Annotated in this window: 25 protein-coding genes; 17 read left to right on the top strand and 8 right to left on the bottom strand. The window is 74.0% G+C overall.

The window, feature by feature from the left end:
• Nucleotides 1-8: 8 nt before the first annotated feature.
• The 3 genes from ACSNN8_RS20890 to ACSNN8_RS20880 all read left to right on the top strand — a co-directional run bounded on the left by ACSNN8_RS20890 (nt 9) and on the right by ACSNN8_RS20880 (nt 3,664).
• The gene (locus tag ACSNN8_RS20890; protein WP_436650960.1) at nt 9-1,808 is read left to right on the top strand and encodes a glycoside hydrolase family 15 protein; all 1,800 of its coding nucleotides are present in this window, start codon (nt 9-11) and stop codon (nt 1,806-1,808) included.
• A complete protein-coding gene (locus ACSNN8_RS20885) occupies nt 1,808-2,869 on the top strand; it encodes a glucose 1-dehydrogenase (protein WP_436650959.1) in 1,062 nt (353 codons plus the stop codon). The genes ACSNN8_RS20890 and ACSNN8_RS20885 overlap by 1 nt, the downstream gene beginning before the upstream one ends.
• Before the next feature lie 237 nt (nt 2,870-3,106).
• On the top strand, nt 3,107-3,664 hold the full coding sequence (locus tag ACSNN8_RS20880; RefSeq protein ID WP_436650958.1) for a dihydrofolate reductase family protein: 558 nt from the start codon (nt 3,107-3,109) through the stop codon (nt 3,662-3,664).
• Nucleotides 3,665-3,693: 29 nt separating this feature from the next.
• Here the strand turns inward: ACSNN8_RS20880 and ACSNN8_RS20875 are convergent, their stop codons facing one another.
• Nucleotides 3,694-4,464, bottom strand: coding sequence for a DeoR/GlpR family DNA-binding transcription regulator (locus ACSNN8_RS20875; protein WP_436650957.1), 771 nt, complete (start codon nt 4,462-4,464; stop codon nt 3,694-3,696).
• Between the two features lie 276 nt (nt 4,465-4,740).
• Between ACSNN8_RS20875 and ACSNN8_RS20870 the strand changes: the two genes are divergently transcribed.
• From ACSNN8_RS20870 to ACSNN8_RS20850, 5 genes are read left to right on the top strand one after another with little or no spacing between them, the layout of a single operon-like run.
• Complete coding sequence (locus tag ACSNN8_RS20870) at nt 4,741-5,898, top strand: 2-keto-3-deoxygluconate permease (protein ID WP_436650956.1); 1,158 nt, start codon at nt 4,741-4,743, stop codon at nt 5,896-5,898.
• Nucleotides 5,891-7,153 carry a RuBisCO large subunit C-terminal-like domain-containing protein gene (locus tag ACSNN8_RS20865; RefSeq protein ID WP_436650955.1) on the top strand — a complete coding sequence of 421 codons (1,263 nt, stop codon included), beginning with the start codon at nt 5,891-5,893 and terminating at the stop codon, nt 7,151-7,153. The genes ACSNN8_RS20870 and ACSNN8_RS20865 overlap by 8 nt, the downstream gene beginning before the upstream one ends.
• Nucleotides 7,153-8,454: a four-carbon acid sugar kinase family protein gene (locus ACSNN8_RS20860; protein WP_436650954.1), complete on the top strand. Its 1,302-nt coding sequence runs from the start codon at nt 7,153-7,155 to the stop codon at nt 8,452-8,454. The genes ACSNN8_RS20865 and ACSNN8_RS20860 overlap by 1 nt, the downstream gene beginning before the upstream one ends.
• A 30-nt stretch (nt 8,455-8,484) precedes the next feature.
• Nucleotides 8,485-9,528 carry an alcohol dehydrogenase catalytic domain-containing protein gene (locus ACSNN8_RS20855; protein WP_436650953.1) on the top strand — a complete coding sequence of 348 codons (1,044 nt, stop codon included), beginning with the start codon at nt 8,485-8,487 and terminating at the stop codon, nt 9,526-9,528.
• Between the two features lie 49 nt (nt 9,529-9,577).
• Complete coding sequence (locus tag ACSNN8_RS20850) at nt 9,578-10,444, top strand: sugar nucleotide-binding protein (RefSeq protein ID WP_436650952.1); 867 nt, start codon at nt 9,578-9,580, stop codon at nt 10,442-10,444.
• Here the strand turns inward: ACSNN8_RS20850 and ACSNN8_RS20845 are convergent.
• Nucleotides 10,407-11,852 carry an FAD-dependent monooxygenase gene (locus ACSNN8_RS20845; RefSeq protein WP_436650951.1) on the bottom strand — a complete coding sequence of 482 codons (1,446 nt, stop codon included), beginning with the start codon at nt 11,850-11,852 and terminating at the stop codon, nt 10,407-10,409. The genes ACSNN8_RS20850 and ACSNN8_RS20845 overlap by 38 nt on opposite strands.
• Before the next feature lie 226 nt (nt 11,853-12,078).
• Between ACSNN8_RS20845 and ACSNN8_RS20840 the strand changes: the two genes are divergently transcribed.
• Nucleotides 12,079-12,420 carry a DoxX family protein gene (locus tag ACSNN8_RS20840; RefSeq protein WP_436651091.1) on the top strand — a complete coding sequence of 114 codons (342 nt, stop codon included), beginning with the start codon at nt 12,079-12,081 and terminating at the stop codon, nt 12,418-12,420.
• Here the strand turns inward: ACSNN8_RS20840 and ACSNN8_RS20835 are convergent.
• Complete coding sequence (locus ACSNN8_RS20835; protein ID WP_436650950.1) at nt 12,414-12,974, bottom strand: TetR/AcrR family transcriptional regulator; 561 nt, start codon at nt 12,972-12,974, stop codon at nt 12,414-12,416. The genes ACSNN8_RS20840 and ACSNN8_RS20835 overlap by 7 nt on opposite strands.
• Nucleotides 12,975-13,079: 105 nt before the next feature.
• Nucleotides 13,080-13,604 carry a 2'-5' RNA ligase family protein gene (locus ACSNN8_RS20830; RefSeq protein ID WP_436650949.1) on the bottom strand — a complete coding sequence of 175 codons (525 nt, stop codon included), beginning with the start codon at nt 13,602-13,604 and terminating at the stop codon, nt 13,080-13,082.
• 117 nt (nt 13,605-13,721) lie between these two features.
• On the opposite strand from ACSNN8_RS20830, the gene ACSNN8_RS20825 reads away from it, so the two are divergent.
• The 5 genes from ACSNN8_RS20825 (at nt 13,722) to ACSNN8_RS20805 (ending at nt 18,084) form a co-directional block, all read left to right on the top strand.
• A complete protein-coding gene (locus ACSNN8_RS20825) occupies nt 13,722-14,651 on the top strand; it encodes an ABC transporter ATP-binding protein (RefSeq protein ID WP_436650948.1) in 930 nt (309 codons plus the stop codon).
• Entirely contained in the window at nt 14,648-15,424 is a 777-nt protein-coding gene (locus ACSNN8_RS20820) for an ABC transporter permease (RefSeq protein ID WP_436650947.1), read from the top strand. The genes ACSNN8_RS20825 and ACSNN8_RS20820 overlap by 4 nt, the downstream gene beginning before the upstream one ends.
• Before the next feature lie 20 nt (nt 15,425-15,444).
• The gene (locus ACSNN8_RS20815) at nt 15,445-16,542 is read left to right on the top strand and encodes a sensor histidine kinase (RefSeq protein ID WP_436650946.1); all 1,098 of its coding nucleotides are present in this window, start codon (nt 15,445-15,447) and stop codon (nt 16,540-16,542) included.
• Nucleotides 16,539-17,150, top strand: a complete 612-nt coding sequence (locus ACSNN8_RS20810) for a response regulator transcription factor (RefSeq protein ID WP_436650945.1) — start codon at nt 16,539-16,541, stop codon at nt 17,148-17,150. Before ACSNN8_RS20815 ends, ACSNN8_RS20810 begins: the two co-directional genes overlap by 4 nt.
• Nucleotides 17,151-17,256: 106 nt before the next feature.
• Nucleotides 17,257-18,084 (top strand): sigma-70 family RNA polymerase sigma factor, encoded by an 828-nt coding sequence (locus ACSNN8_RS20805; RefSeq protein WP_436650944.1) that lies wholly within the window; start codon nt 17,257-17,259, stop codon nt 18,082-18,084.
• Here ACSNN8_RS20805 and ACSNN8_RS20800 read toward each other — a convergent pair.
• Complete coding sequence (locus tag ACSNN8_RS20800; RefSeq protein ID WP_436650943.1) at nt 18,044-18,829, bottom strand: alpha/beta fold hydrolase; 786 nt, start codon at nt 18,827-18,829, stop codon at nt 18,044-18,046. The two genes, ACSNN8_RS20805 and ACSNN8_RS20800, sit on opposite strands and share 41 nt — an antisense overlap.
• Nucleotides 18,830-18,874: 45 nt before the next feature.
• Here ACSNN8_RS20800 and ACSNN8_RS20795 point away from each other — a divergent pair, with 45 nt between their 5' ends.
• Nucleotides 18,875-19,825 carry a threo-3-hydroxy-L-aspartate ammonia-lyase gene (locus ACSNN8_RS20795; protein ID WP_436650942.1) on the top strand — a complete coding sequence of 317 codons (951 nt, stop codon included), beginning with the start codon at nt 18,875-18,877 and terminating at the stop codon, nt 19,823-19,825.
• On the opposite strand, the gene ACSNN8_RS20790 is transcribed toward ACSNN8_RS20795, so the two are convergent.
• A complete protein-coding gene (locus tag ACSNN8_RS20790; protein ID WP_436650941.1) occupies nt 19,778-20,758 on the bottom strand; it encodes a reductase in 981 nt (326 codons plus the stop codon). The two genes, ACSNN8_RS20795 and ACSNN8_RS20790, sit on opposite strands and share 48 nt — an antisense overlap.
• 48 nt (nt 20,759-20,806) lie before the next feature.
• Nucleotides 20,807-21,268, bottom strand: coding sequence for a heme-degrading domain-containing protein (locus tag ACSNN8_RS20785; protein WP_436650940.1), 462 nt, complete (start codon nt 21,266-21,268; stop codon nt 20,807-20,809).
• A gap of 129 nt (nt 21,269-21,397) precedes the next feature.
• Here ACSNN8_RS20785 and ACSNN8_RS20780 point away from each other — a divergent pair, with 129 nt between their 5' ends.
• The gene (locus tag ACSNN8_RS20780) at nt 21,398-22,171 is read left to right on the top strand and encodes an endonuclease/exonuclease/phosphatase family protein (protein ID WP_436651090.1); all 774 of its coding nucleotides are present in this window, start codon (nt 21,398-21,400) and stop codon (nt 22,169-22,171) included.
• Here the strand turns inward: ACSNN8_RS20780 and ACSNN8_RS20775 are convergent.
• Nucleotides 22,168-22,692 (bottom strand): GNAT family N-acetyltransferase, encoded by a 525-nt coding sequence (locus ACSNN8_RS20775; protein WP_436650939.1) that lies wholly within the window; start codon nt 22,690-22,692, stop codon nt 22,168-22,170. The genes ACSNN8_RS20780 and ACSNN8_RS20775 overlap by 4 nt on opposite strands.
• 70 nt (nt 22,693-22,762) lie before the next feature.
• Between ACSNN8_RS20775 and ACSNN8_RS20770 the strand changes: the two genes are divergently transcribed.
• A complete protein-coding gene (locus tag ACSNN8_RS20770) occupies nt 22,763-23,188 on the top strand; it encodes a MarR family winged helix-turn-helix transcriptional regulator (RefSeq protein ID WP_436650938.1) in 426 nt (141 codons plus the stop codon).
• Nucleotides 23,189-23,195 lie beyond the last annotated feature (7 nt).

Raw genomic sequence — 23,195 nt, 5'->3', positions numbered from 1 at the left:
GGCGTGCGGTGGCGCTTCGCATCGAGGACTACGGACTGATCGGTGACCTGCACACTGCGGCGCTGGTGGGCCGTGACGGGTCCATCGACTGGCTGTGCCTGCCCAGGTTCGACGCGCCGGCGTGTTTCGCCGCGCTGCTCGGTGGTGAGCGGGCCGGGTTCTGGCGCCTCGCGCCCGCCGCTGCTGGACTGTGCACGCGCCGCCGTTACCGCGGTGACTCGCTGATCCTGGAGACGGAATGGGAGACGCCGGAGGGGTCGGTGCGGGTGATCGACACGATGCCGCCGCGTGGCGAGGCCGCCGACGTCGTGCGGGTGGTGGAGGGTCTCAGCGGGCGGGTGCCGATGCGGATGGCGGTGCGGCTGCGGTTCGACTACGGGCACATCGTGCCGTGGGTACGTCACCGGGACGGTCAGGTCGCCGCGGTCGCCGGCCCGGACGCTGCCTGGTTGCACAGCCCGGTGCCGCTGCGCGGTGAGGATCTCACCACGTATGCCGAGTTCAGCGTGCAGGCGGGTCAGCGGGTGCCGTTCGTGCTGACCTACCGCCCTTCCCACGAGCCGACACCCGAGCCCGTGGACGCCGAGCGGGCGCTGCGCGACACGGAGGCGTTCTGGAGGTCCTGGATGGGCCGGTTCCGCTACGACGGCCGGTGGGACGAGGCGGTGCGCCGCTCGCTGGTGACCCTGAAGGCGCTGACCTACGCGCCGACCGGCGGAATCGTCGCGGCGGCCACCACATCCCTGCCCGAACAGGTGGGTGGGCCCCGCAACTGGGACTACCGGTTCTGCTGGCTGCGCGACGCCTCGTTCACGCTGCAGGCGCTGCTGGGCACCGGGTACGTCGCCGAGGCGAAGGCGTGGCGTGAATGGCTGCTGCGCGCGGCGGCCGGCGACCCGGCCGATCTGCAGATCATGTACGGCATCGACGGCACCCGCCGGCTAACGGAGTACACCCTCGATTGGCTGCCCGGGTTCGAAGGCGCCGCACCGGTCCGCGTCGGTAACGCCGCGTCGGGTCAGTTCCAGCTCGACGTGTGGGGTGAGGTCCTCGACGGGCTGCACGAGGCCCGCCGGACCGGCCTGCAGGCCGACGAGGACGCCTGGGACCTGCAACGCGCGCTGCTGGACTACCTGGAGGGTCATTGGGCCGACCCGGACAACGGGCTGTGGGAGGTCCGCGGCGATCGCCGGCACTTCGTGCACTCCAAGGTCATGGCTTGGGCCGGCCTGGACCGGGCCGTGCAAGCCGTCGAACGCTTCGGTCTCGACGGGCCCGTCGACCGATGGCGCGGCACCCGCGACGCCATCCACGCGCAAGTGTGTGACCGCGGCTTCGACGCCGAGCGCAACACGTTCACCCAGTTCTACGGCTCGCAGGGCCTCGATGCCGCACTCCTGCTGATCCCGCGCGTCGGTTTCCTGCCCTGGCACGACCCGCGGGTGGCCGGAACCGTCGATGCGGTACAGCGTGAGCTGTGCCGGGACGGTTTTCTGCTGCGCTACGACCCGCGCGCCGACGGCGGCGTCGACGGCCTGCCCGGCACCGAGGGCGCGTTCATCACCTGCACCTTCTGGTTGGCCGACGCCCTGTTCGGCATCGGCCGCGAACACGAAGCCCACGATCTGTTCGAACGCCTTCTGGGTCTGCGCAACGATCTGGGGTTGCTCAGCGAGGAGTACGACCCCACGACGGGCCGGCAGCTGGGCAACACCCCCCAGGCCTTCAGCCACGTCGGGCTGGTCAACGCCGCCCGGCATCTGTCCTCGACCAGCCCCGCCTGCGACACCAGGAAAGGTGAGCACTGATGCGCGCCCTGACCGTGATCCCCCTGCAGGAAGGTTCCCTCGCCGTCTGCGATGTGCCGGACCCGCAACCTGGCGACGGCGAGTTGCTCGTCGACGGCCTCGCCGTCGGCGTATGCGGCACCGACAAGGAGATCGCCGCCGGCGAGTACGGCTGGGCGCCGCCCGGCCGGGACCGCCTGGTCATCGGCCACGAATCCCTCGGCCGGGTCCGCACGGCCCCCGCCGGCAGCGGATTCACCGCCGGAGATCTCGTCGTCGGCGTCGTGCGGCGCCCGGACCCGGTGCCGTGCGGGGCGTGCGCGCACGCTCAGTTCGACATGTGCCGTAACGGCCGCTACACCGAGCGCGGCATCAAAGAGCTCGACGGCTACGCCAGCCAGAGCTGGACCGTGCAGGCCGGCTACGCCGTGAAACTCGACCCGCGCCTGGCCGACGTCGGCATGCTCCTGGAGCCCACCAGCGTGGTCGCCAAGGCCTGGGACGAAGTCGACAAGGTGGGGGCCCGCGCCTGGTACGAACCGAGGACGGCGCTGGTCACCGGCGCCGGACCGATCGGCCTGCTCGCCGCCCTGCTCGGCGCCCGGCGCGGCCTCGACGTGCACGTTCTCGACCGGGTCACCGACGGCCTCAAACCTCGCCTCGTCCGCGACCTGGGTGCGACCTACCACAGCGGCAGCGCCGGCGACGTCGCGGCGAAACTGCGACCCGACGTCGTCATCGAGGCCACCGGCGCCGGGCCGGTCATCTTCGCAGCGATGGCCAACACCGCCCCGTACGGCATCGTCTGCCTCACCGGCGTCTCCTCGGCCGGACACACGCTCTCCGTGGACGCCGGCCGCCTGAACCGCGACATCGTCCTGGAGAACGACGTGGTCATCGGCTCGGTCAACGCCAACCTCACCCACTACGCCGCCGCAGCCGACGCCCTGGCCGAGGCCGACACCGGCTGGCTGGAACGGCTGATCACCCGGCGCGTGCCCCTCGAGCAGTTCGCGGACGCCTTCACCGCGCGCGACGACGACGTCAAGGTCGTCATCACCCTCGGCGGAGGCGCAGCATGACGACCGACCCCGCGGCCCCGCGTCCTGGGCCGGCGTGCACCTGACCTTCTTCATCGGCTGAGCCCACCACGGCGCCCTGGAGTGTCTCGGCATTACCGGATTACTAATATCGGCAATCCGGTAATGCCGAAACGGACATAACGAAGCGCACACCATAATGACTGCTATGTTGTATCGCGCTCGTGGGCGGCGCGAGTTGCCTGACGCGGTGCCGGGGTGGCGTTAGACTCGCCGGCCATGGGACTGCTGACCTTCAGCCTCAACGTCACCCTGGACGGTTGCGTCGACCACCAGGAGGGCATCGCCGACGACGAGACGCACGCCTACTTCACCGATCTCATGGACGGCGGCGGAGCGATGCTGTGGGGTCGCGTCACCTACGAGATGATGGAGAGCTACTGGCCGGCCGTGGCCCGCGGCGACGTGCAGGCGCCTGCTGCCCTGCGGGAGTGCGCGGTCAAGCTGGAGGCGAAACCCAAGTACGTGGTGTCGTCGACGCGTACGCAGTTCCCCTGGACCAACAGCCACCACATCGCCGGGGATCTGCGCGAGGGTGTGCAGCAGCTCAAGGACGCGACCCCGGACGGGGTGCTGCTGGGCAGCGGCCTGCTGGCGACCGAGCTGGACCGGCTGGATCTGATCGACGAGTACCGGCTGCTCGTGCATCCCCGGATCGTGGGGCACGGGCCGACGCTGTACCAGGGCGGGCTGCCGAGCACGCGCCGGCTCGAGCTGATCTCGGCGCAGCCGCTGCGCAATGGCGCGGTGGCCATGCACTACCGACGCGCGCGTTGAGGCGCCCCGGGCGCTGAGGCCGCCCGGGCTCAGGAGGCGACGACGACGTCCACGCCGGCGGTGGTGAGGGCGGCGGCGAGGGGCTCGGGCGGCGTGCGGTCGGTGACGAGCACGTCGATGAGGTCGAGCGGGCCCAGGACCATGGCCTTCTTGTGGTCGAACTTGCTGTGGTCGGCCACCACGACGACCCGGTCGGCGACGCCGGCGAGCAGGCGCCGGACCTCGACCTCGGTGGGGTCGAAGTAGGTGATGCCGCGGTCGACGGCCAGGCCGCCGCAGCCCAGGATCAGCAGGTCGAGGTGGATCTGGGGAGCCTGCTGGGTGGTGCCGGGGCTGACCAGGCTCAGTTCGGGGGTGAGCAGCCCGCCGAGCACGATCACCCGGTTGCCGCCCTCGCGCACGGTGATGGCGGCGTGCAGGGCGTTGGTGACCACGGTGAGGTCGCTGCGGTGGGCCAGTTCGGCGGCGACGGCGTGGCAGGTGGTGCCGGTGTCGATGCCGACGGCGGCGCCGGGTTCGACCAGCTGCGCGGCGGCGCGGGCGATCGCGGCCTTCTCGGGGGCGCGGGCCGAGGCGCGGGAGCCGTAGGCGGGGGCGCGGCGGATGACCGCCCCGCCGTGGACGCGTTGCAGCTGCCCGGCCTCGCTGAGCTCGGCGAGGTCGCGGCGGATGGTCATGCTGGACACGCCGAAGCGGTGCGCCAGCTCGGTGGCGTCGACCTGCCGGGCCTGTTGCAGCGTCTTGAGGATTTCGCGCTGCCGGGCCGTGCGGGCGTCTTCCGCGCCGTTGTCCTGCGACACGCGGGCAACGCTACCGGGTCCTGCTCCCGCGACGGCGGCGGCCTGTCGTTCGCGTACCGGCTTCACGTGACCTCCCGTACGTCGGTTGCCCCCTGCTGCTGTGCGAATGAACATACCAGATGCGGGCCCCACGTGGAGGGGTGGCGGCTCATAGATACCCGCTCTGAGCAGGCAAGATCAACGGATTTGCGAAAACTCGGCCCTTGACTCGGTCGAGTGAGCCGCCCTACTGTCACCGCAGTCAATGTTCGTTCGAACATGCGGTGGGAGGGTGAGATGGCGGTACGGATCAAGGCGGGCATCGAGAAGGTGCCCGGCGGGTTGATGCTGGTTCCCTTGCTGGTCGGAGCGGTGATCCACACGGCGGCGCCGGACGCGGGGAAGTTCTTCGGGTCGTTCACCGGGGCGATGTTCACCGGCCTGGCGCCGATCCTGGCCGTGTTCTACGTGTGCCTGGGCGCCACGCTGGACCTGAAGGCCACCCCGTACATCGCCAAGAAGGGCGGCGCGCTGCTCGGCAGCAAGATCCTGTTCGCGGCGATCGTGGGTATCGTGCTGGGCCGGCTCCTGGGTGAGGCGCCGATCTCCGGCGGGCTGCTGGCCGGTCTGTCGGTGCTGGCGGTGGTGGCGGCGCTCAACGACACCAACGGCGGGCTGTACATGTCGCCGATGGGGCAGTTCGGCCGCAACCGCGACGTCGGCGCGTACAGCGTGATGAGCCTGGAGTCCGGCCCGTTCCTGACGATGCTGACGCTGGGGATCGCGGGTCTGTCCGCGTTCCCGTGGCAGGCGCTGGTCGGGGCGATCCTGCCGCTGATCCTGGGCATGGTGCTGGGCAACCTGGACCCGGCGATGCGCAGGTTCCTGGCCCCTGCGGTGCCGGCGCTGGTGCCGTTCCTCGGGCTCACCCTCGGGTTGACCATCAACCTGACCGCGGTGTGGAAGGCGGGGCTGCTCGGCATCCTGCTCGGGTTGTTCGTGGTGCTCGTCGGCGGTCTGGTGCTGCTGCTGGCCGACAAGCTGACCGGCGGGGACGGCATCGCGGGGCTGGCCGCGGCCACCACGGCGGGCAACGCGGCCGTCGTGCCCACGATCGTCGCCGGGGCGAACCCGGTGTACGCCCCGGCCGCGCAGAGCGCCACCGTGCTGATCGCCTCGTCGGTCGTGGTCACCGCGATCCTGTGCCCGATCGTCACCGTGCTGTGGGCGCGGCTGGTGCTCAAGCAGCCCGCCGGCGGCAGCCGGGAGCCGGACGCCGCCGCGGTCGACGCGCATCCGCACCTGGACCACGTGCCCGCCGACACCGGTGAGGCGGCGCTGGCGGCCGCGTACCTGACGGTGCTCGACGACAGCGATCCACCGGAGGGTCGCAGACGCCGGCGCCCGGGCCGCGGCCTGCGCCGGGACCGAGGGAAGCGGGAAGCCGATGCGTGACCGGCGGGTGGTACGCGCCACCTACTACCTGGAGTCGCAGATCGAGCCGGCGCGGGCCGCGGCGATCCTGGCCGGGGAGCAGTCCAGCGGGACGTTCGTGGCGGTGCCCGGCGAGTCGGCTGAGTTGCACGAGCGGCACGGCGCGCAGGTCGTGGACGTGCAGCATCGGGACCGGCGGCGCCCGTCGCTGCCGTCGCGGACGTCGCCGGAGAAGGTCCACGCGGCGCTGGCGGTCATCGAGTGGCCGATGGAGAACATCGGCGCCGACCTGGCCACGCTGCAGACGACGATCGCCGGGAACCTGTTCGAGCTGCAGGAGCTGTTCGCCTGCCGGGTGCTGGACGTGCAGCTGCCGGCGGAGTTCGTCGCCGCGCACCCGGGGCCGGCCTTCGGCATCGCGGGGACGCGGCGGCTGATCGGCGACGTCGACGGCGTCATGATCGGCACCATCGTCAAACCGAACGTGGGCCTGGCGCCGGAGCAGTTCCGCTCGGTGGTGCGCGAGCTCGCCCGCGCCTCGATCGACGTGATCAAGGACGACGAGCTGATGACCGACCCCGGCTACCTGCCGCTGGAGCAGCGCGTCGCGATCGCCACGCAGGAGATCCGCGCGGCCGAGCAGGTCACCGGGCATCCCACGATGTACGCGTTCAACATCACCGGTGATCTGGCGGGGCTGCGCCGGCGCCACGACCTGGTCGTCGAGGCCGGTGGCCGGTGCGTGATGCTCAACGTGCCGGTGATGGGACTGCCCGCGCTGGCGTGGCTGCGCGAGTTCGCCGCGGTCCCGATCCACGGCCACCGCGCCGGGCTGGCCGCCTCGATGCGCTCGCCCGCGCTCGGGATGTCGTACCGGGTGTGGCAGCAGCTGGCCCGCCTGGCCGGCGCCGACCACCTGCACGCCAGCGGGCTGGGCAGCAAGTTCTACGAGAGCGACGACGAGGTGGCGGCCAACGTGCGCAGCCTGCTCGAGCCGCTGGGCGCGACCGCCACCCCGGTGCCCACCCTGTCGTCCGGGCAGAACGTCACCACCCCCGGCCCCACGTACGCCGCGGTGCGCTCGACCGACCTGCTGATGCTCGCCGGCGGCGGGGTGGCCGCGCACCCGGACGGTCCCGCCGCGGGTGTGCGCAGCCTGCGCGAGGCGTGGGCGGCGGCGGTCGCCGGTGTGCCGCTGGCCGAGGCCGCCCGCAGCCGGGCCGGCGCCGGCGAGCCGGCGCTGCTGCACGCCGTGCAGAAGTTCGGCGGCGCGTGATGCCGGCCTTCGGATTCGTCGCCGACGACCTGACCGGCGCCGGTGACGTGCTCGCCCAGGCCCACCGCTACGGGCTGCAGGCGGCCCTGGTCATCGGCGACGCGCCGCTGCCGACCGGTGTGGACGTCGTCGGCATCGCCGGGCCCGCCCGCTCGCTGGGCGGCGCCGCGTTCGACGCCGTGGTGCGCCGCGACCTGGCCCGCATCGCGCAGCTGGACCTGGACGTGCTGCTGTACAAGGTCTGTTCCACCTTCGACAGCTCCCCGGCGGTCGGCAGCATCGGCCGCGGCATCGAGCTGCTGCACGAGCGGTTCCCCGGCCACGGGCCCGTCCCGGTGGCGCCGGCCCAGCCGCTGTTCGGCCGGTTCACCGCGTTCAGCGACCACTACGCCGCGTACGCCGGGGCGACGTACCGGCTGGACCGGCACCCCGTGATGGCGCAGCACCCGTCCACCCCCATGCACGAGGCCGACCTGCGGCGGGTGCTCACCGAGCAGCTGCCCGCCGGCGCGGCCGTGGGCGCCGTCCACCTGCCCGGCTACGACACCGGCACGTTCGGCGACCGGTGGGCCGAGCAGCGCGGCGACCCGCGGTCCACCGCGTTCGTCGTCGACGCCGTCGGCGAGCAGCACATGGACGCGATCGCCCGCGCCCTGCGCGACCCCGGCACCGCTGCCCGGCCCGCGCTGGTGGTGGGCTCGGGCGGCATCATGGCGGCGCTGGCGCGCACCGCGTCCGGCGAGGCGCCGCGCACCCCCGGGCCCCAGCGGGCGTCGGGTCCCGTCCTGGCGGTCAGCGCGTCGGCCTCCACCGTCACCGCCGACCAGCTCGAGGACGCCCTGAAACACGGCTGGCAGGACGTCCCCCTGCCCGCCGGCCTGCTGCGCGGGCCCGACGACGCGCTGCTGGCCGACCTCGACCGGCAGGTGTCCGCGGCGCTGGCGGCCGGGCGTGACGTGGTCGTGCACGCCACCCGCGGCACGGGCGACCCCCGCTACGTCACCTCCGGCCCCGTCGACCCGGCCCACCTCGGCTCGCTGATCGGCGCGCTGGCCGGGCGGATGGCCACCGCGGGGCTGACCCGCGACGTGGCCGTGTTCGGCGGCGACACCTCCAGCCACGCCCTGATCGCCATGGGCGTGCGGGAACTGCGCGTGTCCGACCAGTTCGTCACCGCCGGGCCGATCTGCCGCACCGACGAGCACGCCACCGTGGCCGGCTGCCGGCTGCTGCTCAAGGGCGGCCAGGTCGGCCCCGCCGACATCCTGCGCCGCTTCGCCGGCCGGACCACCCACCCCTGACCCCCCGCAACGACGAACGGAGAAAGCATCGTGAAGGCCGTAGTCAAGAAGACCGCCGGGCGCGGCGTCGAGTACGTGAGCGACTACCCGGACCCCAAGCCCGCCGACGGGCAGGTGGTCATCGAGGTGGCGGCGGCGTCGCTGTGCGGCACCGACCGGGAACTGTACGAATGGACACCTTCGGCGCAGGCGTTCGCGCTCGACCTGCCCGTCGTGCTCGGGCACGAGGGCGCGGGCACCGTCGTGGAGGTCGGGCCCGGCGTCAGCGGGCTGCGCGTCGGCGACCGGGTCGCGCTGGAGAGCCACCTGATCTGCGGGCAGTGCTTCCCCTGCCGCACCGGCGACGCGCACACCTGCGAACGCACCCGCATCATCGGCATGCACATCGACGGCGTGTTCGCCGAGTACATGGCCGCGCCGCAGGACATCTGCGTCAAGCTGCCCGCGGACGCCTCCCTGGAGACCGGGTCGCTGCTGGAGGCCGCCGGCGTCGCCGTGCACGCGATCCAGCGCGCCGACTACGCGGTGGCCGGGCGCGCCGTGCTGGTCAGCGGCGGCGGGCCGGTCGGTCTGGTCGTCGCCCACCTGGCGCGGACGATGGGCGCCGCGCACGTCATCGTGGTGGAACCCAACCCGTACCGCCGCGGCCAGGCCGAGCAGCTCGGCGCCGAGGCGATGCCGCCCGGGGACGAGGTCATCGCACGGTGCCGCGAGCTGACCGGCCGGCGCGGCGGCTTCGACGTCGCGTTCGAGTGCTCGGGTGCGGCGGCCGCGCTACCGCCGCTGTTCGAGGCGCTGCACCGCGAGTCGACGCTGGTGACCGTCGGGCACCCGAGCCGCCCCGCCGAGATCAACATCGCGGCGCACATCAACAAGAAGGGCATCACGCTGCGCGGCATCTTCGGCCGGCGGCTGTGGACCACCTGGGAGCAGACCATGCTGCTGCTGGACTCCGGCCGCCTCGACCTCGACTGGCTGATCACCCACCGGATGCCGCTGGACCGCGTCGACGAGGCCGTCGAGCTGCTGACCGGCGACGCCGGCAAGGTGCTGCTGGTGCCGGGCCGGGACTGACCCGCGCCACCGCCCACGGGGCCGCATCCGTCCCGGTATCGTGCAGCCGATGCCGGGACGGATGATGGTGACCGGGGCGACCGGGTCGCTCGGGCGCAGCGTCGCCCGGCGGGCGCGCGCGGCGGGCTGGGACGTGGTCGGCACCTACTTCGCGGACCCGGCGGACACCGGCGACGAGCAGCTCGACATCCGGGACCGCTCGGCGGTGCACCAGACGGTGCGGCGCGTACGCCCCGACGTGGTGGTGCACGCGGCGACCGGCCGGGACCGTAACGACTGGGCGGCGACCGCGGACGGCGCCGCCCACGTGGCCGTCGCCGCGGCGGCGGTGCGGGCGCGGCTGGTGCACGTCTCCAGCGACGCAGTGTTCTCCGGCCGCGACGTGCACTACGACGAGGACGCGGCGCCCGACCCGGTCAACCGGTACGGCTCGGCGAAGGCGGCCGCCGAGACTGCGGTCCGCGCGGTGGACCCCGGCGCCGCCGTGGTCCGCACCTCGATCATCCTGGGCGACGGGCGCGGCGCCCACGAGCTGCTCACCCACGCGCTGGCCCGCGGCCGCATCCGCGGCGCCCTGTTCACCGACGAGATCCGCAAGCCGGTGCACGGGGCGGACCTGGCCGACGCGCTGCTGGAGCTGGCGGTCAACGGGTACCGCGGGGTGCTCAACGTCGCCGGTCCGGACGCGGTCAGCCGGTACGACCTGGGGCTGCTGGTGGCGCGGCGCGACGGCCTGGACCCGGCGTCGATCCCGGCCGCGCGCAGCGCCGAGGTGCAGCCGGGCCGCCCGACCGATGTGCGGCTGACGACCCGGCGCGCCGAGTCGCTGCTGCGGGTCCGGCTGCGCGGCGCCCGCGAGTTCCTGGCGCCGGCAGGCCTCACCGGTCCGGGGTGGGATCGCCGAACCAGCGGGTGAGCTGGGCGTCGAGGGTGTGCTGGTCGTCGCCGATCCAGGCGACGTGGCCGTCGGGGCGCAGCAGCACGGCCGGGGCGTCCAGGGCCGCGGCCGGATCGGTGAGGTGGTCGACCCGGTCCGACCAGCCGGCGGTGCTCAGCTGCCCGGTGCGCTGCAGCAGCAGGCCGCGGCCGTGGTGCAGCAGCTCGTAGAGCCGGCCGCCGGTGACGGCGAGGTCGGGCAGGCGCCGGCCGAGCAGGTCGGGTCCGGCGCCCAGGTCGTAGCGGACACCCACCGCGGTGATCTTCTCGAGGAGCAGCCGGTTCACCGCGTCGATGTCCATCAGCTCGGCCAGCAGCCGGCGCACGGCCCGCGCGCCGGGCTCGGGTGACAGCAGCTCGCTCTGGGCGCGGGTGTTGTCCAGCACGTCCGCGGCGACCGGGCGGCGTTCGGCCTGGTAGGTGTCGAGCAGGCCGGCCAGCGCCCGGCCGCGGACCTGGGCGGCCAGTTTCCAGCCGAGGTTGAAGGCGTCCTGCACGCCCAGGTTGAGGCCCTGCCCGCCCAGCGGCGGGTGGATGTGGGCGGCGTCGCCGGCCAGCAGCACCCGCCCGGCCCGGTAGCTTTCGGCCAGCCGGGTGGCGTCGCCGAAGCGGGCCAGCCAGCGCGGGGAGTGCACGCCGAAGTCGGTGCCGGCGACCGCGCGCAAGCTGCGGCGCACGTCGTCGATGGTGGGCGGTGCGGTGCGGTCGTGTTCGCCGGTGGCGGGCACGATGACGCGGTAGACGCCGGCGCCGGCGGGCCGCAGGCTCAACCGCCGGTCGGTGTCGCCGAGCGCGCGGATCCGGGCGGTGATCTGCTCCGGTGCCATGGCGGCTGCCATCTCGCCCATCAGCGTGCGGGTGCGGGCGGGCTCGCCGGGGAAGGCGACGCCGAGCAGTTTGCGCACGGTGCTGCGCGCGCCGTCGCAGCCGACGAGATAGCGGGTGCGCAGCCCCCGGCCGTCGGACAGCTCGACGCTCACGCCGTCGTCGTCCTGCTCGAGACCGGTCACCGCGCAGCCGCGCCGCACGTGCGCGCCGCGGTCGGTGGCGTGCTGTTCGAGCAGCCGGACGACGACCGGTTGCGGGATGCCCAGCAGGTAGGCGTACGGGGTGTCCAGTCCCGTCGGCGCGGGTTTGTCGATGCCGGCGAAGTAGCTGCCGGCCGGTCGTTTGCGGCCGTGCGGCAGGAGCCGGTCGAGCAGCCCGCGCATTGCCATGATCTCCAGGCTGCGGATGTGCAGCCCGACGATGCGCTCGTACGGCTCGGGTTCGGCCTGCTGGTCCAGGACCAGGACGCCGATGTCGTGCAGCCGCAGTTCGGCGGCCAGCATGGCGCCGGTCGGCCCGCAGCCGGCGATGACGACGTCGTACGCGAAGGGGGTGGGCATGGAGGGTGCCTTTCGCCGAGAGGTGCCTCAGGGTGCAGGCGCTCCCGGCGGCAGCTACCTCGGCCGCCCGGCCGTGACGGCCCGGGGGAGCACCCACGTCGGTCCAGCGTTCATGGGTCTCACCTCCTCGGACGGCTGTCACGGCCGGTAGCAGGCTACAAGAGCGCGGCGGCCGGTGTCACGTCCGGCGGGGCCGGCTCGTCCTGGGGGGAAACGGGAGGAGAACCTGGTGCATGTCGCTGTCACCGTCGTCGCCGCGCTGTTCACCGCGATCGCGGCCGTCACGTATCTGATCGGGCACGACTATCCGAAGGCGCAGCTGGACATGAAGCGCCTGCCGCATTCGTGGATGCCGGTGCTGGGCGCCCTGCTGGGCGCGGGCGCGCTGGGGCTGCTGGCCGGTCTGGTGGTGCCGCTGCTGGGGGTGCTGGCCGCGGCCGGGTTGGTGCTCTACTTCGCCGGCGCGCTGGTGGCGCATCTGCGGGTGGGCTCGCGCAAGCTGACCGGCTGGGCGGTCTTCTCCGTCACCGCCGTGGCCGCGCTGGTCGTGGCCGTGGGGCACTACTGACGCAGGCCGGCGACCAGCACGGTGACCAGTTTGCGGGCGTCGTAGCCGGGGTCGTTCTCCGCGCCGATGCACAGGTTGCCGACGCCGCGCATCAGGGTCAGCGCGTCGAGGTCGCCGCGGATGTCGCCGGCGGCCGCGGCGGCCTGCAGCAGCTGGTCGCAGACCGGCAGCAGCCGGTCCAGGAAGTAGGCGTGCAGGGTCTCGAAGCCGGCCTGGTCGGAGCGCAGCGCCGCGGCCAGGCCGTGCTTGGTGACCAGGAAGTCGACGAACAGGCCGATCCAGGAGCCCAGAGCCGCGTACGCGGTGGCGCTCTCGCGCAGCAGCCGCGGGCCCGCCTCGGCGCAGGCCTGCACCTGGTGCCGGTACACGGCGATGATCAGGTCGGCGCGGGTGGGGAAGTGCCGGTAGATGGTGCCCATGCCGACGCCGGCCCTGGCGGCGATGTCGCGCACGGGGGCCTCGACGCCGGCCGCGACGAACACCGCCGCCGCCGCGTCCAGCAGGGACTCCTCGTTGCGTCGCGCGTCCGCGCGTTTGACCCGCCCGCTCACCACCCGGCCAGCATGCCAGACCCCCGCCGGTCGGCGAGCCCTGGCAGCCGCCGGCCGGGCCGGGCCGCACCGAGTCCCAGCCGGCCGCCGCCTGAGCGCGGCGCGGGCTCAGCCCAGCGGGAACTCCGCCAGCGTCGACCAGCTCGCGCCGGGGCCGGTGCCGCCGGCGGCCAGCCGCATCGAGGCGACCCGGGCGTGGATCGGCAGCTGCTGCCCGACCGCGTCGGCGGCGGCCCTGAGGTCGGCGGGCGGGTGGTCGTGCCCGATCGTCAGGTGCGGCACCACCTCGTCGTGCCGGCCCTCGTAGGGGCGCGCGGCGGGGAAGCGGGCCACGACCGCCGCGGTCAGCGCCCGGAACGGCTCGGCCGGGTCGGGGGCCAGCCACACCACCCGCTGCCCGAACCAGCTGACCTCGGTGAGCTTGCAGAAGAACGCAGGCACCGCCGCGGCGACCCGGCGCAGCCCGGCCAGCACGCGCTCGTCGACGGCCGCCGGCGGCAGGAACGGGTAGCAGATGGTGATGTGCGCCGGCACCCCCCACGACGCGGCCAGGTCGAGGCGGTCACGGTGGGCGGCCACCACGGGCTCCGCCTCGGCGACGGCGACGATCAGCGCGCTGCGCGAGGGTTCCATCGCCGCATTCTCGGGGCAACCGCCGCCGTACGCCAGGCCCGGCCCCTGACGAATGTCATGCCGGACGGGTGACGCGTGACAGCCCGGGCGCGCCGCCGCCGGGCCCACGATGAACGCATGACCCTCACCACCGCTCCTGCGACCGCCGCCGACGTGGCCGCGGTCGACCTCGACGGCGTGGTCCGCCGCTACGGCCCGGTGACCGCCGTCGACGGCATCACGCTGCGCATCCGCCCCGGCGAGGTGGTCGCGCTGCTGGGCCCCAACGGGGCCGGCAAGACCACCACGGTGGACATGCTGCTGGGCCTGCAACGCCCCGACGCCGGCCGGGTGCAGGTGTACGGGCGCACCCCGCAGGAGGCGGTCGCGCTCGGGCTGGTCTCGGCCGTCATGCAGAGCGGCGGGCTGCTCAAGGACTACACCGTCGAGGAGACCGTCCGGTTGACCGCGGTGCTGTTCGGCAAGCCCCGCTCGGCGGTCGCGCAGGCCCTCGACCGGGCCGGGCTGACCGAGATCGCCGGGCGGCTGGTCGGCAAGTGCTCCGGCGGGCAGCAGCAGCGGCTGCGGTTCGCGATGGCGCTGCTGCCCGACCCGGAGCTGCTGATCCTCGACGAGCCGACCACCGGCATGGACGTCGGCGGCCGGCACGAGTTCTGGACCGCGATCCGCGACGACGCCCGCCGCGGCCGCACGGTCATCTTCGCCACCCACTACCTGGAGGAAGCCGACGCGTACGCCGACCGGGTCGTGTTCGTGCGGCGCGGGCGCATCGTCGCCGACGGCACCGCCGCCGAGGTCAAGGCCCTGGCCGCCGGGCGCACCGTGCGGGCCACGCTGCCCGGCGCCGACGAGGCCTCGCTGACCGCGATCGCCGGGGTGGAACGCGCCGAGGTGCGCGGCGACACCGTGTACCTGCACGGGCGCGACACCGACGAGATCGCCCGGCACCTGCTCACCCGTACCGGGGCCCGGGACCTGGAGATCACCTCCCGGAACCTGGAGGACGCGTTCCTGACCCTGACCGCCGACGAGGAGACCCCCCGATGACCGTTGTCGAGTCCCGCAGCCTGCCGCGCCTGGGCGGCTTCACCCCCGGCATGATCACGCTCGAGCTGCGGCGGATGCTGCGCAACAAGCGCACCGTCATCTTCACCCTCGTGCTGCCCGCCGTGTTCTTCCTGCTGTTCGGCACCAGCAGCGACTACCGCAGCCAGCGCCTGGGCGACGGCAACGTCACCGGCTACGTGCTGGTCAGCATGGCCGTGTACGGGGCGATGCTGGCCACCACCTCCGGCGGCGCGATGGTGTCGATCGAGCGGGCCGCCGGGTGGAGCCGGCAGCTGCGGCTGACCCCGCTGCGCCCGGGCGCCTACATCGCCGTGAAACTGGTCCTCGCCATGATCATCGGTGCGGTGTCGGTGGCCGTCGCGTTCGTGGTCGGCGCGTTCTCGGGGGCGCAGCTGCCGGCCTCCGCCTGGGTGCTGTGCGGGCTGCTGGCCTGGCTGTGCGCGCTGGTGTTCGCCGCGTTCGGGCTGTTCATGGGCTACCTGCTGCCCAGCGAGAACGTCATGCAGATCCTCGGGCCGGTGCTGGCGCTGCTCGCGTTCGCCGGCGGGCTGTTCGCCCCGGTCGACCAGTTCGGGCACACCTTCGCCACGATCGCGAAGTTCACCCCCGTGTACGGGGTGGGCGCGATCTCCCGCTATCCGCTGACCCACGACGGCACGCTGTGGCTGGCGGTGCTCAACGTGGTGGCGTGGACGGCGCTGTTCGCCGCCGGCGCGATGTGGCGCTTCCGCCGCGACACGGCCCGCGTGTGAGCCGTACTAGGTTCTGGAGCATGACGGCGACGAACAGCCCCCGGCGCTTCGGGTGGCTGTTCGCCGCCGTCTGGCTGTACTACCTGGCCAACAACGTCCAAGCGCTGCTCGCCCAGCCCAACCTGTACTGGCGGGTCACCGGGCTGGCGGCGGTCGTGCTGTTCGCCGGCGTGTACCTGCTCATGCTCAGCCGCACCCGGGCGGTCCGCTTCACCCAGCGCCCGCCGCAGCTGACCCGGCACACCTGGCTGGCGATCGCGCTGATGCTGGCCCTGTTCGGCCTGCAGCTGCCCGGCGCCGGCGACGACGCGCTGACCTGCCTGGTGTACGTGGCCGCGCTGGCGATGGTGTACCTGCCCGCCCGGCAGGCGATCCCGACGGCGCTGCTGCTGTTCACCGTGGCCGAGATCCTGCCGCGCACCGTCGACGGCTGGTCCGACGGCGGCTACGGGCTCGCCGTGCTGCTCGGCTCGCTGGCCACCTACGGCTTCCGGATGGCCGGGGAACGCCAGGGCCGCCTGACCGCCGCGCAGCGCGAGCTCGCCGACCGGGCGGTCGCCGACGAGCGGGCCCGCATCGCCGCGGACCTGCACGACATCCTCGGGCACTCGCTGACCGTGGTCACCGTCAAGGCCGAGCTCGCCCAGCGGCTGCTCGACGTCGATCTCGAGCGCGCCCGCAAGGAGCTGGCCGACCTGGAGTCGCTGGCCCGCGACGCCCTCGCCGACGTGCGCACCACCGCGCTCGGGGTGCGCGGCATCAGCCTGCCCGGCGAGATCGCCACCGCCCGCGAGGCCCTGGCCGCCGCCAACGTCGAGGCCGACCTGCCCGGCGCCGCCGACGAGGTGCCCACCCGCAACCGGGAGCTGTTCGCCTGGACCATCCGCGAGGCGGTCACCAACGTCGTGCGGCACAGCCGGGCCGCGCACGTGCGGGTGCTGCTGGCGCCCGGCAGCGTCGAGATCCTCGACGACGGGGTCGGCGCCACCGGGCGCGGCGAGCCCGGGCAGGGCCTGGCGGGGCTGCGCCGGCGCGCCGAGGCCCTGGGCGGGCGGCTGGTGGCCGGCGCCCGCGACGACGAGCCGGGTTTCCGGGTACGCGTGGAGGTACCGACATGATCAAGTTGTTGCTCGCCGACGACCAGGCGCTGGTGCGCGGCGCGATGGCCGCGCTGCTGGACATGGAACCCGACCTGAAGGTGGTCGCCGAGGTGGGCCGCGGCGACGAGGTGGTGCCCGCCGCGCTGGCCACCGGCCCCGACGTGGCGCTGCTGGACGTGGAGATGCCCGGCCTCGACGGCGTCGCCGCCGCCCGCGCGCTGCTGCAGGCGCTGCCCGGCTGCCGGGTGCTGATGGTCACCACCTTCGGCCGGGCCGGCTACCTGCGCCAGGCCATGGCCGCCGGCGCCGGCGGGTTCATCGTCAAGGACACCCCCGCCCGGCAGCTCGCCGACGCCGTGCGCCGGGTGCACGAGGGCCTGCGCGTGGTCGACCCGGGCCTGGCCGCGCAGTCGCTGGCGCAGGGCGAGTCCCCGCTGACCGACCGCGAGGCCGGAGTGCTGCGCGCCGCCCGCGACGGCGGCACGGTCGCCGACATCGCCCGCGAGCTGCACCTGTCCGAGGGCACCGTGCGCAACCACCTGTCCGCGGCGATCGGCAAGACCGGCGCGCGCACCCGCGCCGAGGCGGTCCGGCTGGCCGTGGAGAACGGCTGGCTGCTCACTTGAGAGAACCGGCGCGGGTGCAACCGTACGGCAACCGGCAGTAACCGGATCCTGCACCCGCAGCCCAGAAAAGTACCTCCCTGTCAGCACCGACAGGGGGGAACCACCGATGCACGCCACCACCGAGACGCTCGTCCGCGACAACATGGCCCTGGTCGGCCACCTCGTGCGCGAGATGCTGTTCAAGGTGCCGCCGCACGTGCACCGCGACGACCTGGCCTCCGCCGGCTACGCCGCGCTGGTCACCGCCGCCCGCGCCTTCGACCCCGAGCGCGGGGTGCCGTTCGGCCGGTTCGCCGCCACCCGCGTGCGCGGCGCCCTGCTCGACGAGCTGCGCGGGCAGGACTGGGCCAGCCGGTCGGTGCGCGCCCGCGCCCGCCGCGCCGAGCAGGCCCGCCAGGAGCTCACCGCCCGGCTGGGCCGCACCCCCGACGACACCGAGCTGGCCACCCTGCTGGGCGTCGCCGTCAGCGAGCTGGCCAGTGTGCACGACGACGTGCAGCGCGCCGCCGTGCTGTCGCTGCAGGGCTTCGCCGCCGGCAACACCGACGACATGATCGCCGAGACGGCGCTCAACCCCGAGGAGATGCTGCTGCACCGCGAGCGCATCGGCTACCTGCACGACGCCGTCGCCGTGCTGCCCGAGCGGCTGCGCTTCGTCGTCGAGGCGTCGTTTCTGTGCGAGCGCCCGCTGGCCGAGGTGGCCGCCGAGCTCGGCGTCACCGAGTCGCGGGTCTCGCAGCTGCGCAGCGAGGCCCTCGCCCTGCTCAAGGACGGGCTGAGCACCCACATGGAGCAGCGCGACACCGGCGCCGCCGCCAAGGACGGCGTCGTCGCCCGCCGCCGCGCCGTCTACGCCGCGAAGATCGCCGCCCGCTCGACGCTGGCCTCGCGGCTCAGCGCCACCGACGTGCAGGGTCTGCGGACCGCCGCCTGAGCCCGCCGAGGAACTCCAGCAGCAGCGCGTTCACCACCGGCGGGTCCTCCAGGCTCGGCAGGTGGGCGGCCCAGTCCAGCTCGACGTGGCGGGCGTGCGGCAGCCGGGCGGCCAGGTCGCGGGCCACCGCCCGGAACTCGTCCAGGTCGTGCGCGCCCGCCACCACCAGGCTCGACGCGGTGATCGTGTCCGGCTGCCACGCCGGGCCCGCCTCCACCGGATCGCCCGCGGCCAGCTGCACCTCGAACGCGTGCCGCTGCATCCGCCGCACCAGCGCGCGGGTCTGCTCGCCGGCGCGCGGGCCCAGCCAGGTGGCCACGTTCAGCTCGGTCGCGCCGGGCACGTCACCGGCCGCCAGCAGCGCCTGCTCCCGCTCCCAGAACGCCCGCAGCTGCGGGCCCGGGCTCAGCTGCGGCGACGCCGAGCACAGCAGCGCCAGCCCGGCGACCCGGCCCGGCCAGCGCGCGGCGACCTCCAGGGCCACCAGGCCGCCGCCCGACGACCCGACCAGCGCCACGTCACCGACGCCGCGCTCGTCGAGCAGGGCGGCGACCAGCGCCGCCGTGTCGAGCTCACCGACGGGCACGGGGGAGTCGCCGTAGCCGGGCAGGTCGCAGCGCACCGCCCGGAACCCGGCCTCGGTCAGCGCCGCCACCTGCGGATCCCACATGCGCCGGTCGCCCACCGTGGAATGCAGCAGCAGCACGGCCGGGCCGGAACCCTCGTCGTCATGCGATAGCGTCATCGCCGCGCAGGCTACCGGCGCCGACGACCCGGAGGGAAACGACTTATGGTCACGCTGCAGGACGTCCGGGACGCCGCCGAGCGGATCAAGGGAGTCGCCCACCGCACCCCGGTCGTCACCTCGCGCACCCTCGACGCCCGCGTCGGCGCGCAGGTCTTCCTCAAGGCCGAGAACCTGCAGCGCATCGGCGCGTTCAAGTTCCGCGGCGCCTACAACGCCATCCGCAAGCTCGACCCCGGCCAGCTCGCCCGCGGCATCGCCGCGTACTCCTCGGGCAACCACGCCCAGGCGGTGGCGCTGGCGGCGCAGGAGCTCGGCACCACCGCGGTGATCGTCATGCCGGAGGACACCCCGCGCTCCAAGCTCGACGCCGTCGCCGGCTACGGCGCCGAGATCATCACCTACGACCGCTACACCGGCAACCGCGAGGAACTGGGCCGCCGGCTCGCCGACGAGCGCGGCCTGGCGCTGATCCCGCCGTACGAGCACCCCGACGTGATCGCCGGGCAGGGCACGGCCGCGCTGGAGCTGCTCGAAGAGGTCGGCGAGCTCGACGCGATCGTCGTGCCGGTCGGCGGCGGCGGGCTCATCGCCGGCAGCGCGGTCGCCGCGAAGGGCCTGCAGCCCGGCATCGAGGTCATCGGCGTCGAGCCCGAGGCCGGCGACGACACCCGGCGGTCCCTGGCAGCCGGCGAGCGGGTGCGCATCGAAGTGCCGCGCACCATCGCCGACGGGCAGGCCGCCCCCACCCCCGGCGAGCTGACGTTCAGCATCACCCGGCGGCTGGTCAACCGGATCGTGCTGGTCAGCGACGAGCAGCTGCGCGACGCGCTGCGCTTCGCCGTCGACCGGCTCAAGCTGGTCATGGAGCCCAGCGGCGCCAGCGGGCTGGCCGCGCTGCTCGCCGGGCGCGTCGAGGCGCCACCGCAGCGCATCGGCGTGATCATCTCAGGGGGCAACGTCGGCGCGGCCCGCCTCGCCGAACTGCTCGCCTAGCACCCGCGCCTCCACCGCCGGGTCCAGACCCACGCGCGTGCGGTCCGGGCGCAGCGGCGCGTCGCCGGGCAGCGACCGCAGCCACGCCCACGTGTCGGCGACCGTCTCGCGCACCGGGCGGCAGACCAGACCCAGCGCGTACGCCTGCCGCACGTCGAAGCCGTGGATGAACGCGTGCAGCTCACCCGGCGGCAACCAGATCGGCAGCTGCGTCCACGGCTCGATCCCGGCCGCCTCGATCACCGCCGGATCGCTCCAGCGCAGCCGCGCGTGCCCGCCGGTCACCTCGTTGGCGACCGTCAGCAGCTCACCCATGGTGGTGTGCCCGGACCGGCTGGTCAGGTCGACCGGGCCGCCGGCGCCCGCCCGGGCCGCGTCGAGCAGGAAGATCGCCAGGTCGCGGACGTCGATGTACTGCAACGCCAGCTCCCGCGGCCCCGGCGCCAGGGTCGGGCCGCCGCGGGCCAGCCGGGTGAGCCACCACGGCAGCCGGCCGACGTCCTCGTACGGGCCGAGGATCAGCCCGGCGCGGGCCAGCAGCACCGGCCCGTCGAACGCCGCCGCGCCGAGCTCACCGCGCAGCTTGTCCCCGGCGTACCCCGGCTCGTCCTCGCCGACCAGCCTGCCCGGGTCCAGATCGGCGTACACCGAGCGGCTCGACACGTACGTGTACTGCCCGGCCCGGCCGCTGAGCAGCTGCGCGGTGCGCCGCACCGCGTCCCCGGCCGCCGACCAGGTGTCGACGACCACGTCCCACTCGCCGCCGCGCAGCGCGCTCAGATCACCGAGCCGGTCACCGGTCAGCGTGGTGACACCCGCGGGCGCCGCCCGCCTGCCGCGGTTGAACACGCTCACCTCGTCGCCGCGGCGTACGGCCTCGTCGGCCAGCGCCCGGCCCACGAAGCCGGACCCGCCCAGGATCAGCAGTCTCATGCCGCCCGAGCCTGCCCGCCACGCCCGGCACCGGCCAAGCGTTTCTCGCTAGGAGCGAAACGCGCGCAGCGCCTCCACCACCAGCGCGTGGTCGTCGGCCTGGGGCAGACCCGACACGGTCACCACCCCCACCACGCCCACGTCGCGGATGCGGATCGGGAACGCCCCGCCGTGCGTGGCGTACTGCGCCGGGTCGACGCCCATGCCCGCGTCCAGCTCCTGACCCTTGGCGGCCAGCCGCCGGCCCATCAGGTACGACGACACGCCGAAGCGCTCCACCACCCGCACCTTGCGCTCGATCCACCGGTCGTTGTCGGCCACACTGCCCGGCAGGGCCGCGTGGAACAGCTGCTGCGTGCCCCGCCGGATGTCGACCGCCACCGGCAGCGAGCGCCGCGTGGCCAGCTCCACCAGCAGGCTGCCCAGCCGCCACGCGTCGGTGTTGTCGAAGCGGGTCAGCTCGAGCTCGGCCTCCTGCGCCTGCAGCTCGGCGATCAGATCATCACTCATGGCAGGCATTATCGGCCCCGCCGCCGCCGCAGCCAGACGCCGAGCGCCGCCACTGCGATGAAGATCATCGCGGAGCAGCAGAGGGCCTTGATGAACATCTTCGGCTCCGAACTGGTTAAGTACGTATCCGTGCGCCTGGCCACCTTCAACCTGCTGCACGGGCGATCGCTGTCCGACGGCACCGTACACGCCGACCGCGTCGCCGCGGCCGTCGCCGACCTCGACGCCGACGTGCTCGGCCTGCAGGAGGTCGACCGGGCCCAGCCCCGCAGCGGCCTGCTCGACCTGACCGCCATCGCCGCCGAGGCGCTCGGCGCGCAGGTCCACCGCTTCGCCGCCGCCGTGGTCGGCACGCCGGGGGAGACCTGGCAGCCGTGGCGCAGCGACGCCGACAACCAGCACCCGCTGTACGGCATCGCCCTGGTCAGCCGCTACCCGGTCACCCGCTGGCAGATCACCTCGCTGCCCGGCGCGCCCATGCGCTCGCCGATCTACGACCCCGAAAACGGGCTGCGGCTGCTGCAGGACGAGCCCCGGGTGCTGCTGGCCGCCGTGCTGGACACCCCGCGCGGGCCGATGACCGTGGCCACCACCCACCTGTCGTTCGTGCCCGGCTGGAACCTGCGCCAGCTGCGCCACGCCGTACGCGCGCTGCGCGAGCTGCCCGCGCCGCGGGTGCTGCTGGGCGACCTCAACATGCCCGCCCGCCCGGTGCGCGCCGTCACCGGCTGGCGCACCCTCGCCCGCGCCGCCACCTTCCCCAGCCCGATGCCGCGCGCCCAGCTCGACCACATCCTCGCCGACCGGCGCGGCTTCGAGGCCCTCGGCCGGGTCGTGCAGGTCGCCACCACCCGCCCCGCCGTCTCCGACCACCTGCCGCTGCTCGTACAGCTCGACCGCTAAGACCCGCCACGGCCGGCCGGGCGCAGGTACACGTCCTCCAGACCGTCCACGGGATCCCACTGCTCGCCGACCTTGCGGAAGCCGAACCCGGCGATCGTACGGCGCGAGCCCACGTTGTCGGGCCGGATGCTGGCCCGCACCGCCGTCACGTCCGGGTGCGCGTCGGCGCGCTCCAGCAACGAGCGCAGCATCGCCTTGGCGTACCCGCGGCGGCGGTGCTCCGGCGCGACCGAGTACGCCACCTCGACGACCCCGTCCGCGTCCGGCGGGCCATGAAACCCTCCGTGACCGACCACGTACCCCTCGGGGTCGGCCACCGCCGCCCGCGCGATCCACTCCGCCCGCCACGGCTCCGCGCGCACCTCCTCCAGGCGGATGCGCCACAACCAGGCCTCTTCCACCAGGTAGGGGGTCAGCGGCATGCCCGCGGCCGCGCTCGCCGCCGCCAGGTCGCCGTCGACCAGCGCGGCCAGCGTCGCGGGGGACAACTGTACGAATCGGATATCCGGCACGCCAGGCATGATCACACACCGTGGCGATCAACGCCACGTTCCTGTTGTGCGCAACTAGGTTGTGCGCTACCGTTTTCGCATGGTCGACGCCACCGGACTCGAGCAGATGGTCTGCTTCCAGCTCTACGCCGCCAGCCGCGCCATGACCGCCGTCTACCGGCCCGCCCTCGACCCGCTCGGCCTGACCTACCCGCAATACCTCGTCCTGCGCATCCTCTGGCACCGCGGCGACACCAGCGTCCGCGACCTCGGCAAACTCCTCGACCTCGACAGCGGCACCCTCTCCCCGCTGCTCAAAAGGCTCGAAACCGCCGGCCACGTCCGCCGCGCCCGCGGCACCACCGACGAACGCACCGTCCAGATCAGCCTCACCCCCCAGGGCACCGCCCTGCGCGACCAGCTCACCGACCTGCCCCGGCGCATCGCCTGCGCCACCGACCTCACCGAGGACGAATTCCGGCAGCTGCACCACCTGCTCGGCCGCGTCCGCGGCGCCCAAGCCTGAAAGGAAC

It is taken from the genome of Actinoplanes sp. URMC 104 (genome assembly GCF_051386375.1).
Lineage (GTDB): Bacteria > Actinomycetota > Actinomycetes > Mycobacteriales > Micromonosporaceae > Actinoplanes.
The sequence above is the reverse complement of the archived record's forward strand: the minus strand, read 5'-3'. Positions and strand labels throughout refer to the sequence as shown.

Excerpts from the sequence above, each read along its gene's own strand:
- ACSNN8_RS20795 (WP_436650942.1), top strand. The coding sequence starts at position 18,875 with ATGGTCACGCTGCAGGACGTCCGGGACGCCGCCGAGCGGATCAAGGGA.
- ACSNN8_RS20820 (WP_436650947.1), top strand. The coding sequence starts at position 14,648 with ATGACCGTTGTCGAGTCCCGCAGCCTGCCGCGCCTGGGCGGCTTCACC.
- ACSNN8_RS20830 (WP_436650949.1), bottom strand. The coding sequence starts at position 13,604 with ATGGAACCCTCGCGCAGCGCGCTGATCGTCGCCGTCGCCGAGGCGGAG.
- ACSNN8_RS20800 (WP_436650943.1), bottom strand. The coding sequence starts at position 18,829 with ATGACGCTATCGCATGACGACGAGGGTTCCGGCCCGGCCGTGCTGCTG.
- ACSNN8_RS20880 (WP_436650958.1), top strand. The coding sequence starts at position 3,107 with ATGGGACTGCTGACCTTCAGCCTCAACGTCACCCTGGACGGTTGCGTC.
- ACSNN8_RS20785 (WP_436650940.1), bottom strand. The coding sequence starts at position 21,268 with ATGAGTGATGATCTGATCGCCGAGCTGCAGGCGCAGGAGGCCGAGCTC.
- ACSNN8_RS20775 (WP_436650939.1), bottom strand. The coding sequence starts at position 22,692 with ATGCCTGGCGTGCCGGATATCCGATTCGTACAGTTGTCCCCCGCGACG.
- ACSNN8_RS20865 (WP_436650955.1), top strand. The coding sequence starts at position 5,891 with ATGCGTGACCGGCGGGTGGTACGCGCCACCTACTACCTGGAGTCGCAG.
- ACSNN8_RS20825 (WP_436650948.1), top strand. The coding sequence starts at position 13,722 with ATGACCCTCACCACCGCTCCTGCGACCGCCGCCGACGTGGCCGCGGTC.
- ACSNN8_RS20845 (WP_436650951.1), bottom strand. The coding sequence starts at position 11,852 with ATGCCCACCCCCTTCGCGTACGACGTCGTCATCGCCGGCTGCGGGCCG.
- ACSNN8_RS20810 (WP_436650945.1), top strand. The coding sequence starts at position 16,539 with ATGATCAAGTTGTTGCTCGCCGACGACCAGGCGCTGGTGCGCGGCGCG.
- ACSNN8_RS20860 (WP_436650954.1), top strand. The coding sequence starts at position 7,153 with ATGCCGGCCTTCGGATTCGTCGCCGACGACCTGACCGGCGCCGGTGAC.
- ACSNN8_RS20790 (WP_436650941.1), bottom strand. The coding sequence starts at position 20,758 with ATGAGACTGCTGATCCTGGGCGGGTCCGGCTTCGTGGGCCGGGCGCTG.
- ACSNN8_RS20805 (WP_436650944.1), top strand. The coding sequence starts at position 17,257 with ATGCACGCCACCACCGAGACGCTCGTCCGCGACAACATGGCCCTGGTC.
- ACSNN8_RS20885 (WP_436650959.1), top strand. The coding sequence starts at position 1,808 with ATGCGCGCCCTGACCGTGATCCCCCTGCAGGAAGGTTCCCTCGCCGTC.
- ACSNN8_RS20770 (WP_436650938.1), top strand. The coding sequence starts at position 22,763 with ATGGTCGACGCCACCGGACTCGAGCAGATGGTCTGCTTCCAGCTCTAC.
- ACSNN8_RS20850 (WP_436650952.1), top strand. The coding sequence starts at position 9,578 with ATGCCGGGACGGATGATGGTGACCGGGGCGACCGGGTCGCTCGGGCGC.
- ACSNN8_RS20815 (WP_436650946.1), top strand. The coding sequence starts at position 15,445 with ATGACGGCGACGAACAGCCCCCGGCGCTTCGGGTGGCTGTTCGCCGCC.
- ACSNN8_RS20870 (WP_436650956.1), top strand. The coding sequence starts at position 4,741 with ATGGCGGTACGGATCAAGGCGGGCATCGAGAAGGTGCCCGGCGGGTTG.